We start from the raw sequence: 10,226 nt of genomic DNA on the forward strand, positions 1-10,226 counted from the left end.
GGGGGTCGCCGGCTTGTTTACAGAATGTAGCGGCTGAGGTCTTCGTCCTGGGCCAGTTTTCTTAGGTTTATGTCTACCTGTTCGGCGTCGATCAGGTATTTTTCGCCGGATTTGTCCGCCGCCTCGAAGGAAATCTTCTCCAGCAGCCGCTCCATCACCGTGTGCAGCCGGCGGGCGCCGATGTTCTCGGTGCGCTCGTTGACCTGGAACGCCACCTCGGCCAGCCGGTCGATGCCCGAGTCGGTGAATTCGATGGTGACGCCCTCGGTGCCGAGCAGGGCCACGTACTGCTTGGTCAGCGCGTTGTGCGGCTCGCGCAGGATCCGCTTGAAGTCGTCCACGCTGAGCGCGGAGAGCTCCACCCGGATCGGCAGGCGGCCCTGCAGCTCGGGGATCAGGTCGGACGGCTTGGCCAGCGAGAACGCGCCGGAGGCGATGAACAGCATGTGGTCGGTCTTGATCGGGCCGTACTTGGTCGACACGGTGGAGCCTTCCACCAGCGGCAGCAGGTCGCGCTGCACGCCCTCGCGGCTGACCCCGGAGTGGCCGTAGTCGGAGCGCTGCGCCACCTTGTCGATCTCGTCGATGAAGACGATGCCGTTCTGCTCGGCGGCTTCCACTGCCTGCGCACGGACCTCCTCATCGTTGAGCAGCTTGCCGGCCTCCTCGTCGATCAGCAGCGGCCGCGCCAGCTTGATCGCGAGCTTGCGGCTCTGCGTCTTGGCCCCGCCCAGGTTCTGGAACATCTGGCGCAGCTGCGCGCCCATCTCCTCCATGCCCGGCGGCGACATGATCTCCACGCCCACGTTCATGGCGAAATCCAGCTCGATCTCGCGCTCGTCCAGCGCGCCCTCGCGCAGCTGCTTGCGCAGCTTCTGGCGGGTGTCGCTGTCGATCGCCGGCGCGGCGGCATGGTCGTGGCTCCAGTCGCCCGGCGTCTGCCGGCGCGGCAGCAGCGCGTCGAGGATGCGGTCCTCGGCGCGGTCCTCGGCCTGCGAGCGCACGCGCTTGGCCGCCTGCTCGCGGGTGAGCTTGTAGGCTACGTCGGCGAGGTCGCGGATGATCGACTCCACGTCCTTGCCCACGTAGCCCACCTCGGTGAACTTGGTCGCCTCCACCTTCACGAACGGCGCGTTGGCCAGCGTCGCCAGGCGCCGCGCGATCTCGGTCTTGCCCACGCCGGTGGGGCCGATCATCAGGATGTTCTTCGGCGTGATCTCGTTGCGCATCTGCGGCGCCAGCTGCATGCGCCGCCAGCGGCTGCGCAGCGCCACCGCCACCGCACGCTTGGCGTCGTGCTGGCCGATGATGTAGTGGTCGAGTTCGTTGACGATTTCGCGGGGGGTGAGTTCGGACATGGGTTCACCAGAAAGATGGGGCTTTGGCCGTCATCCCGGCGAAAGCCGGGATCCAGTGTGGTCGCGGTTACAGGCGCTGGGTCCCGGCTTTCGCCGGGATGACGATGGACCGAGGCGGTTTACAGCTCTTCGATCGACACGTTGTGGTTGGTGTAGATGCAGATGTCGCCGGCGATCTTCAGCGCCTTCTCGACGATCGTGCGCGCGTCCAGTTCGGTGTTCTCGAGCAGAGCCATCGCCGCGGACTGGGCGAACGGGCCGCCGGAGCCGATTGCGATCAGGCCGTGCTCGGGCTCCACCACGTCGCCGTTGCCGGAGATCAGCAGCGACGCCTCGCAGTCGGCCACCGCCAGCATCGCCTCGAGCCGGCCGAAGCGGCGGTCGGTACGCCATTCCTTGGCCATTTCCACCGCGGCGCGGGTGAGGTTGTTGTTGTGCTTCTCGAGCTTCTGCTCGAACAGCTCGAACAGGGTGAACGCATCGGCGGTGGCGCCGGCGAACCCGGCCACCACCTCGCCCGCCTTGCCCAGCCGGCGCACCTTGCGCGCATTGCCTTTCATCACCGTGTTGCCGAGCGTGACCTGGCCGTCGCTGCCGATCACGACGCGGCCTTCACGACGCACGCAGACGATGGTGGTGGCGTGGAACGATTCCATGGGAGCTCCGCGGGAAGATGTCTGAACGCAGGAGATGGGGCCGCGGGGGTGGGGCTTCAATGTCGCGGGCTTTGGCTCCTCCCCCTGCATGACAGGGGAGGGGGCACGGCGGTCACGGCTTGCGTTTCGCCCGCGGATGCGCGGCGTCATACACCCTGGCCAGGTGCTGGAAGTCCAGGTGGGTGTAGATCTGGGTGGTGGCGATGTCGGCGTGGCCGAGCAGCTCCTGCACCGCACGCAGGTCGCCGGAGGATTCCAGCATGTGGCTGGCGAAGGTATGCCGCAGCAGGTGCGGGTGGATGTGCTTGGGGATGCCCTGCTGCAGCGCCAGCTTGTTCATGCGCAGCTGCACCGTGCGCGGGTTGATCGGCGCACCGCCGCGGCCGGGGAACACCGGGCCGTCCGCCGGCATGCCGTGTTCCGCGCCGAGTGCGCGCAGCGCGGCGACGGCGTGGCGGCCGACCGGCACGATGCGGGTCTTGCCGCCCTTGCCGAGCACGCGCACCTCGCCCTCGTCGAGGTCGAGGGCGAGCCAGCGCAGGCCGCACAGCTCGGACAGGCGCAGGCCGCTGGAATAGAACAGCTCCAGCATCGCGCGGTCGCGCGTGGCCAGCGCGCCGTCGCCGCCGGTCTCGACCAGCGCGGTGGCCTCGTCCACGTCGAGCACCTGCGGCAGCTTGCGGCGCACCTTCGGGCCGCGCACGCCGAGCAACGGGTCGCTCGCCAGCGCGCCTTCGCGGCCGAGCTGGCGGAACAGGCTGCGGCAGGAGGACAGCAGGCGCTGCAGGCTCTTCGGCGCCAGGCCGGCGCGGTGCTCGCCGGCGACGAACGTGCGCATCCGGTTCGCGTCCAGCGCGTCGAACGCCGCCAGCCGCTGCTCCTGCATGAAGCGCAGCAGCTTGGCCAGGTCGCGGCGGTAGCCGGCCACCGTGTGCGGCGAGGCGTGCCGCTCGTCGGCGAGGCGGGCGAGCCAGCGCTCGACCTGTTGTGCCGGCGTCATGGCCGGCTCAGGCGATATCCCGCGAGCGGGCCAGCGCGGCGGTGATGGTGGCCGCGATCATTTTCAGGAACAGCGTGCCCATGCCGGGCTGGAAGCGGTCCGGGTCGGTGCTGCCGATCGCCAGCATGCCGCAGTCGCCGAGGCACATCAGCGCGGCCGAGCGGATCTGCCCGGCATCGGCGCCGAACAGGCGGGCGAGCTTCTCGGCGGAGAGCCGGCCGGAGACCGGTTCGTTCTTGCGCAGGAACTCGGCGAACTCCGGCAGCGCGGCCATGCCGCCGGCGACCTGCTGCAGCCAGTCGGCGCGCGGCAGCGGCGGCTGGTCGCCGAACAGCAGCAGGCGCACCTGTTCGGTATGGAAATCCGCACTGAGCCTGGCGACCACGGTGCGCGCGGTGACCTCCGTCGTGCTCGCGCGCAGCAGCGCCACGGTGAGCGCGTGCACGCGTTCCATCAGTTTCTCGTTCTCGGCGGCGATCCCGATCAGCTCGGCCAGCTGGCGTTCGAGTTCCGCGTTCTTGTCGCGCAGGCTCTGCAGCTGGTACACCGCCAGCGAAGACACCGCGCCGCCCTGCTCGCGCGGCGGCATGGTCAGCTTGGCGGCCAGCTCCGGGTATTCGCTGAGGAATTCCGGATGGCGCTTCAGGTAGGCGGCAACCACGCGGGCCTGGGTGGCGTCGTCGAGCAGGGTGGCGGTCATGCGCGAATGTCCTCGAACCGTTGCGCGGCGCACGAAGGAGGCGCGCCGTCCGGCTGGAGTGTGCGATGGACGCGGGCGCGCTTCAACCGCCCCGTCAGGCGGCGGCCGGAACCGGCCACTCGCCCTCGAACGCGAACGCGGCCGGACCGGTCATCCACAACGTATGGCCGGGGCCGGCCCAGTCGATGCGCAGGCTGCCGCCGGGCAGCTCGACCGCCACCGTGTCGCCGACGTCGCCGCGCTGGTGCAGCACCGCCATCGCGGCGCAGGCGCCGGTGCCGCAGGCCAGCGTCCAGCCGGCGCCGCGCTCGTGCACGCGCAGGCACAGGTGGCCGCGGTCGAGCCGCTGCACGAAGCCGGCATTCGCGCCCTGCGCGAAACGCTCGTGGCCGGACAGCAGCGGGCCGAGCCGCTGCAGCGCGGGGTCGGCCAAGTCGTGCACCGCCATCACGGCGTGCGGGTTGCCCATCGACACTGCGCCGATCTGCAGCGTGTCGCCGCCCACGGCGATCGGGTAATGCGTCGCCGGCGCGTCGGCCGCGAACGGAATCCGCGCCGGCTCGAACACCGGCTCGCCCATGTCCACGGTGACCTCGTCGGCGCCGAGCAGGCGCACCGTCACCGGGCCGGACGGGCTCTCGATCCGCACGTCGTCGCCGATCGCCAGCGCACCGGCGCGATGCAGCCACGCCGCCACGCAGCGCACGCCGTTGCCGCACTGGCCGGACGGCGAGCCGTCGGCGTTCCAGATGCCGTAGTAGAACGCGCAGGCCGGGTCGCGCGCCGGCTCGACGCTGAGCAGCTGGTCGAAGCCCACGCCGGTGTGGCGGTCGGCCAGCGCGCGGATCTGCGCGGCGTCCAGCGCGAACGGGCGATGGCGGCAATCCAGCACGACGAAGTCGTTGCCGATGCCGTGCATCTTGGAGAATCGCAGTGGCATGGCCGGGCGATCAGCGCGGGTTGCCGGCGCTGGCCGGCGGCGCTGGCGCGGCGGGTTTCGCCGTGGTCGAGGCTGCGGCGGGTTGGGTCGGCAGCACCAGCGGGCCCTTGTTGCCGCAACCGGCGAGCGTGGCGATGGCGAGGCAGAACGGCAGCAGCAAGAGGGATCGGCGCATGGCGGGTTTCCTGTGGACGCCCGCAGTATAGCGAGCCGCGCCGGCGCGGCTGCGGCAGCGCCCGTTATGATGCGCGGATGAATTGCCCGACGAGGCGATGAGGTAACCGCGATGGACTGGAGCGCGCTGCTGCGCATGCCGATGACCGTGCTGCTGATACTGGCGGCGGCCTTCGCGCTGCTCACCCTGGCGCAGCTGGTGGCCTTGCGCCAGCGCCTGCACGGCGGCCGCCCGCTCGCCGCCGGCTGGCGCGCGCTGCTGTGCCTGGCCTGTTTCGCGCTGACCCTGCTGCTGGCCGGTGCCGGCTATGCGCTGCGCGGCTACCGGCTGCTCGGCGAGGAGGCGCCGGTGGTGGAGATCGACGCACGCATCCTGTCGCCGCAGCGCTGGGTGCTCACCCTCAACTGGCCCGACGGCAGCACTCGCCAGGTGCCGCTGGCCGGCGACGACTGGCGCCTCGAGGCAGTGGTGCTGAAGTGGAAACTGCCCGCCCTGCTGGCCGGCGTGCCGCCGCTGTACCGGCTCGACCGGCTGTCCGGCCGTTACGACGATCCCGCGCAGGAGGCCACGGCGCCGCGCACGGTGGTCGGCTTCGGCCAAGCCGGCGCGTTCGACCTGCTCGACCTGAAAAAGCAGTATCCGCGCTGGCTGCCCGAGGTCGACACTGTCTACGGCAGCGGCGCCTTCCTGCCGCTGGTCGACCAGGGCCATTACAGCGTCAGCCTGATGCGCACCGGCGCGCTGGTGGCGCGGCCGGACGAGGCCACCGAGCGGCGCATCGGACAGCCGCTGGGCGGCTGAGCCGGGCGCTCAGTCCAGCGGCTTCTCGTAGCGCCAGGCGTCTTCGCCGTCCTCGTAGTAGCCCGGTTGGTGGCCGGTGCGGCGAAACCCCCGCCGCTCGTACAGGCCGATCGCGGCGGCGTTGCCGGTGCGCACTTCCAGCCGCAGTGCACGGCAGCCGCGGCGGCGGGCGGCCGCCACGGCGGCCTCCAGCAGCGCGGCGGCGATGCCGCGGCCGCGCGCCTCGGGCAGGGTGGCCAGCGAGTACAGCCGCGCCACGCCGCTGCCCTTGCGGAAGAACAGCACGGCCGCGCCGAGCACGTGCTGGTGGCCGTCGCTGGCCACCAGCACCAGCGCGGAATCGCTGTCCAGGTGGCGGCGGTATTGCGTGCGGCTCAGCAGGTCGCTGCTGAAGCTGCGCTGCTCCATCGCGACCAGGGCGTCGAGGTCGGTGGTGTCGGCGCGGCGTACGCGCACGCCGGCGGACGTGGCGGGCAGGCGGGCAGGCTCCGGTGCGGGGCGGCGCGCGTGCTCGGGGGACGAGGGTATGGGAATGGTCGGCACGCGCGGACTCTAGCAGCCGGCGCGCCCTTCGCGCAGCGCCGCCGGCGCCCGCGGGCGGGCGCGCCGGGGTCCATTCATTCACGCTTCAGCGCTTTCCCTTGTGCCACGCCCACGCTGTGCCAAACTTCGACCCCTGCCTGTCCCGCCGCGCTTCGCGCGGGATTTCCCCTGCTAGTGCCGCATCGTCTGGGTGGTGTCATGGCCCGTCTGGTCATCGTTGTTGAAAAAGCCTCCGACTGGGCTTCGTACTACCCCTCCGTCGACGTGATGAGCGCGATGGATTATCTGCGCACCCCGGTCGGCGGCGACAATGAGCGCACCCAGGTGATCAACCTGTGCCGCAGCTACAAGTACCTAGGCACCGGCTACTACGTGTCGCTGCTGGCCGAAGCGCGCGGGCACCGCGTGATGCCCTCGGTGCGCACGGTGAACGACCTGCGCCGGCGTTCGCTGTACGGCCTGGACATCGACGACCTCAACCAGAAACTCACCCACTTCCTGCCCGCCGGCGGTCGCGACACCACCGACTTCGGCATCCTGGTGTACTTCGGCGAGACCGCCTACCCGGCGCTGCAGGACTTGGCGCGGCAGGTGTTCGAAATGTTCCCCTGCCCGCTGCTGCGCATCGAGTTCGAGCGCGACCGCGTGTGGCAGGTCAGCTCGATCAAGCCAGTGGGCCTGCATACCCTGGTCGATGCGCAGGAGGACGCCTTCGCCGAGGAGCTCGATCGCTTCTCGCGCAAGCTGTGGCGCAAGCCGCGCGCGCGGCGGCAATTCCGCTACGACCTGGCGATGCTGGTCGATCCGAAGGAGCAGATGCCGCCGTCGAACCGCAAGGCGCTGAAGTCCTTCATCGCCGCGGGCAAGGAGCTCGGCATCGAGGTCGACCCGATCGGCAAGAACGACTACCAGCGCCTGGCCGAGTACGATGGCCTGTTCATCCGCGAGACCACCGCCAGCGACAACCACACCTACCGCTTCGCCCACCGCGCGGAGAAGGAAGGCATGGTGGTGATGGACGACCCCAGCTCGATCCTGCGCTGCACCAACAAGATCTACCTCAACGACCTGATGGTCTCGCGCAAGCTGGCGGTGCCACGCACCGAGATCCTCTACCGCGACGACAGCAAGGGCATGAAGGAAGTCGTCGCCAAGCTCGGTTTTCCGCTGGTGCTGAAGATCCCCGACGGCTCGTTTTCGCGCGGCGTGGTCAAGGTCGAGGACGAGGAATCGCTGGCGCAGGCGGCCAGCAGCCTGTTCCAGCACAGCGCGCTGCTGCTGGCGCAGGAATACGTCTACACCGAGTTCGACTGGCGCGTCGGCGTGCTCAACCGCGAGCCGCTGTACGCCTGCAAGTACTACATGTCGCGTGGCCACTGGCAGATCTACAACCACGGCGCCAAGGGCACCGCGAAGTCCGGCGGCTTCGAGACTATCGCGCTGAAGGATGCGCCGGCCGAGGTGGTGAAGCTGGCGCTGAGGGCGACCCAGCCGATCGGCGACGGCCTCTACGGCGTCGACCTGAAGCAGGTCGGCAGCAAGCCGGTGGTGATCGAGGTGAACGACAACCCGTCGGTCGACGCCGGCGTCGAGGATGCCCATCTGGGCGACGAGCTGTACCTGCGCATCATGCAGGAGTTCCTGCGCCGGATGGAGCGCAAGCGCCAGGTCGGCACCACCCACTGACCGGCACGCCTGCGCCCTCCCTGGCAGAGCTGCGGGAGGGCTGGGCGACCGAAGGGAGTCCTTCAGGCGAGGGGTTGCTCTAATGCCAGGCCACGCCGCGGACCATGCGCCGGCGGGGCCGGCACAGCGCCAGCAGCTGCCGCGGCAGCGCCGGCTCCAGCGCCAGCAGCACGACCAGCGGCGCGCCGACCAGCCAGAACGCCGGCGTCCAGCCGAGCAGGTCGGTGTGCGCCGGCACCAGCGTGCTCAGCAGCAAGGCGCCGCCGCCCAGCAGCCACAGCACGGCGACGCCGAGCAGGCGTTGATGGTGGGCGGGAGGCAAGGCTTGAATGCGCATGGCGGTGGTTTCGTCGTGATGGGTGAGCGCAGGCTGGCGCGCCGCCATCTCACCGGCTGCGACCCCCTTTGCGGCAGGCCCCCACGTAGAATGGGCGCCAGCAACCACCGGGGAATTTTTCTTCATGCCAGCCGCCCAGTTCGCCGTGTTCGGCCATCCGATCGGCCACTCGCTGTCGCCGCTGATCCACCAGGCGTTCGCGCGGCAGTTCGGCATCGATCTGGAGTACCGCGCGATCGACGCGGCGCCGGCCGATTTCGCCGCGGCGGTGCACCGCTTCTTCGCCGGCGGCGGCCGCGGCGCCAACGTCACCCTGCCGCACAAGGCCGCCGCGTTCGCGCTGGCCGACCAGCGCAGCGTGGCGGCCACCCGCGCCGGCAGCGCGAACGTGCTGACCCCGCTGGCCGCCGGCCGGCTGGCCGCGCACAACACCGATGGCGCCGGCCTGGTGCGCGACATCACCGAACGCCACGACCTGGACCTGCGCGGCCATACCGCGTTGCTGCTGGGCGCCGGCGGCGCCGCGCACGGCGTGGCGTGGAACCTGCTGGATGCCGGCGTGGAAACGCTGACCATCGCCAACCGTTCGCCGGTGGCGGCCGACGTGCTGGCCGACGCGATCGGCGACCCGCTGCGGGCGCATACGCGCTACTGGGAAGACCTCGCCGATATCGGCAGCTACGACCTGATCGTCAACGCCACCTCGGCCGGCGTGCTGGGCATGGCGCTGCAGCTGCCGTTCTCGCTGGTCGGCGCGCGCGCGCTGTGCTACGACCTGTCCTACGGCGCGGCGGCCGGCAGCTTCCTGGCCTGGGCCCAGGCGGCCGGCGCCCGCTATGCGGTCGACGGCCTCGGCATGCTGGTGGAAACCGCCGCCGATGCGTTCGAACTGTGGCACGGCCGGCGGCCGGATACCGAGCCGGTGTTCCAGTCGCTGCGCCAGCGGGCGGCGTGAGCGCGCCGGCCCGCGGGGTTGGCCGCCGCGGCGTCGCCACATAACTGCAATGTGCCGCCGCTAAGGTGCCGCCATCCGCCGGGAGCGCGCCGATGACGGAAGCTCCAGCGCGCGGCATCGGTTTGCGCAGCAGGTGTCATGCCCCGCTTTCTTTCCGCCGTATCGCACCGATACGCGATCGCGCTCGTCTGTCTGTTCCTGCTGGCTGCCGCCGGTGGGGTCTTCTGGTACACCCGGGCGACGGCGAATGCCGCATTGAACGTGGCCGGGCCCGCAACGGCCGGCTCCGCGGCTGCGCCGGGCGACGACGCGCAAAGCGGCACCGCAATCCTGCTCGGCTTGGCCCGCGACGCGATGCATGACGGGCGGCTGGTCGCGCCGGCCGGCAGCAATGCATTCGAGTTCTACCTCAGCGTGCTGCAGCTGGAGCCGAGCAACAAGTCCGCCAACGAGGCCCTGCGCGAATCGTTCCCGCAGGCCTCGGAGGAGATCGAGCGCACCATCAACCAGAAGGGTCTGGACGAAGCGCGCCGCGAGATCGACTTGTTGCGCGAGTTCGATCGCGACAATTTCACGCTGGCCCTGCTCGGCGGCAAGCTTTCCGCCGCGCGCAAAATCGAGGCACGGCAGCACGAGGCGGAAGCCGAACGCATCCGCCGGGCGAACGGCGGGGGGATGTGATCGCCGGGCGATCAGGCGGACGCCAGGTATTCGTCCTTCAGCCGCACGTAGTGGTCGGCCGAGTAGTGCAATTGCTCGATCTGGCGGTCGCTGAGCAGGCGCACGAACTTCGCCGGGTTGCCCAGCCACAGCTCGCGTTCGCCGACCACCTTGCCCGGGGGCACCAGCGCGCCGGCGCCGACGAAGCCGTGTTTCATCACCACCGCGCCGTCCAGCACGCTGGCGTGCATGCCGATCAGGCAGTAGTCGCCGATGCTGCAGGCGTGCACCACCGCGGCGTGGCCGATGGTGACGCCCTCGCCGATCAGGCACGGGTAGCCCGGCCCGTACGGGCCGGCATGGGCGACGTGCACGATGGCGCCGTCCTGGATGCTGGTCCGCGCGCCGACGCGGA

At 70.5% G+C, this 10,226-nt stretch carries 13 protein-coding genes; 4 read left to right on the forward strand and 9 right to left on the reverse strand.

Going from position 1 to position 10,226, the window contains the following annotated elements:
* Positions 1–17: 17 nt before the first annotated feature.
* The 6 genes from hslU to RHOFW104R8_RS09655 form a co-directional block, all read right to left on the reverse strand.
* Entirely contained in the window at positions 18–1,358 is a 1,341-nt protein-coding gene (gene hslU, locus RHOFW104R8_RS09630) for an ATP-dependent protease ATPase subunit HslU (RefSeq protein ID WP_068093630.1), read from the reverse strand.
* A 119-nt stretch (positions 1,359–1,477) separates the two neighbouring features.
* Positions 1,478–2,014, reverse strand: a complete 537-nt coding sequence (gene hslV, locus RHOFW104R8_RS09635; RefSeq protein ID WP_068093625.1) for an ATP-dependent protease subunit HslV — start codon at positions 2,012–2,014, stop codon at positions 1,478–1,480.
* A gap of 112 nt (positions 2,015–2,126) precedes the next feature.
* Complete coding sequence (xerC, locus tag RHOFW104R8_RS09640; protein WP_068093621.1) at positions 2,127–3,014, reverse strand: tyrosine recombinase XerC; 888 nt, start codon at positions 3,012–3,014, stop codon at positions 2,127–2,129.
* 7 nt (positions 3,015–3,021) lie between these two features.
* Positions 3,022–3,714 carry a DUF484 family protein gene (locus RHOFW104R8_RS09645; RefSeq protein WP_068093619.1) on the reverse strand — a complete coding sequence of 231 codons (693 nt, stop codon included), beginning with the start codon at positions 3,712–3,714 and terminating at the stop codon, positions 3,022–3,024.
* A gap of 94 nt (positions 3,715–3,808) precedes the next feature.
* Positions 3,809–4,654, reverse strand: a complete 846-nt coding sequence (gene dapF, locus RHOFW104R8_RS09650; protein WP_068093617.1) for a diaminopimelate epimerase — start codon at positions 4,652–4,654, stop codon at positions 3,809–3,811.
* Between the two features lie 10 nt (positions 4,655–4,664).
* A complete protein-coding gene (locus tag RHOFW104R8_RS09655; RefSeq protein WP_068093616.1) occupies positions 4,665–4,829 on the reverse strand; it encodes an LPS translocon maturation chaperone LptM in 165 nt (54 codons plus the stop codon).
* Between the two features lie 111 nt (positions 4,830–4,940).
* Here RHOFW104R8_RS09655 and RHOFW104R8_RS09660 point away from each other — a divergent pair, with 111 nt between their 5' ends.
* Complete coding sequence (locus RHOFW104R8_RS09660) at positions 4,941–5,630, forward strand: hypothetical protein (RefSeq protein ID WP_068093615.1); 690 nt, start codon at positions 4,941–4,943, stop codon at positions 5,628–5,630.
* Positions 5,631–5,639: 9 nt separating this feature from the next.
* On the opposite strand, the gene RHOFW104R8_RS09665 is transcribed toward RHOFW104R8_RS09660, so the two are convergent.
* Positions 5,640–6,173, reverse strand: coding sequence for a GNAT family N-acetyltransferase (locus tag RHOFW104R8_RS09665; RefSeq protein WP_068093611.1), 534 nt, complete (start codon positions 6,171–6,173; stop codon positions 5,640–5,642).
* A 198-nt stretch (positions 6,174–6,371) separates the two neighbouring features.
* Between RHOFW104R8_RS09665 and RHOFW104R8_RS09670 the strand changes: the two genes are divergently transcribed.
* The gene (locus tag RHOFW104R8_RS09670; RefSeq protein ID WP_068093608.1) at positions 6,372–7,859 is read left to right on the forward strand and encodes a RimK family protein; all 1,488 of its coding nucleotides are present in this window, start codon (positions 6,372–6,374) and stop codon (positions 7,857–7,859) included.
* Between the two features lie 79 nt (positions 7,860–7,938).
* On the opposite strand, the gene RHOFW104R8_RS09675 is transcribed toward RHOFW104R8_RS09670, so the two are convergent.
* On the reverse strand, positions 7,939–8,196 hold the full coding sequence (locus RHOFW104R8_RS09675; RefSeq protein ID WP_068094023.1) for a hypothetical protein: 258 nt from the start codon (positions 8,194–8,196) through the stop codon (positions 7,939–7,941).
* 124 nt (positions 8,197–8,320) lie between these two features.
* Here RHOFW104R8_RS09675 and aroE point away from each other — a divergent pair, with 124 nt between their 5' ends.
* Complete coding sequence (gene aroE, locus RHOFW104R8_RS09680) at positions 8,321–9,151, forward strand: shikimate dehydrogenase (protein WP_068093605.1); 831 nt, start codon at positions 8,321–8,323, stop codon at positions 9,149–9,151.
* A gap of 138 nt (positions 9,152–9,289) precedes the next feature.
* Positions 9,290–9,832 carry an energy transducer TonB gene (locus RHOFW104R8_RS09685; RefSeq protein ID WP_068093600.1) on the forward strand — a complete coding sequence of 181 codons (543 nt, stop codon included), beginning with the start codon at positions 9,290–9,292 and terminating at the stop codon, positions 9,830–9,832.
* A gap of 11 nt (positions 9,833–9,843) precedes the next feature.
* Here the strand turns inward: RHOFW104R8_RS09685 and RHOFW104R8_RS09690 are convergent.
* A partial coding sequence (locus tag RHOFW104R8_RS09690; RefSeq protein ID WP_068205430.1) for a gamma carbonic anhydrase family protein occupies positions 9,844–10,226 on the reverse strand: 383 nt, incomplete at its 5' end.

It is taken from the genome of Rhodanobacter sp. FW104-R8, from assembly GCF_001617365.1.
In the GTDB taxonomy this organism is placed as follows: domain Bacteria; phylum Pseudomonadota; class Gammaproteobacteria; order Xanthomonadales; family Rhodanobacteraceae; genus Rhodanobacter.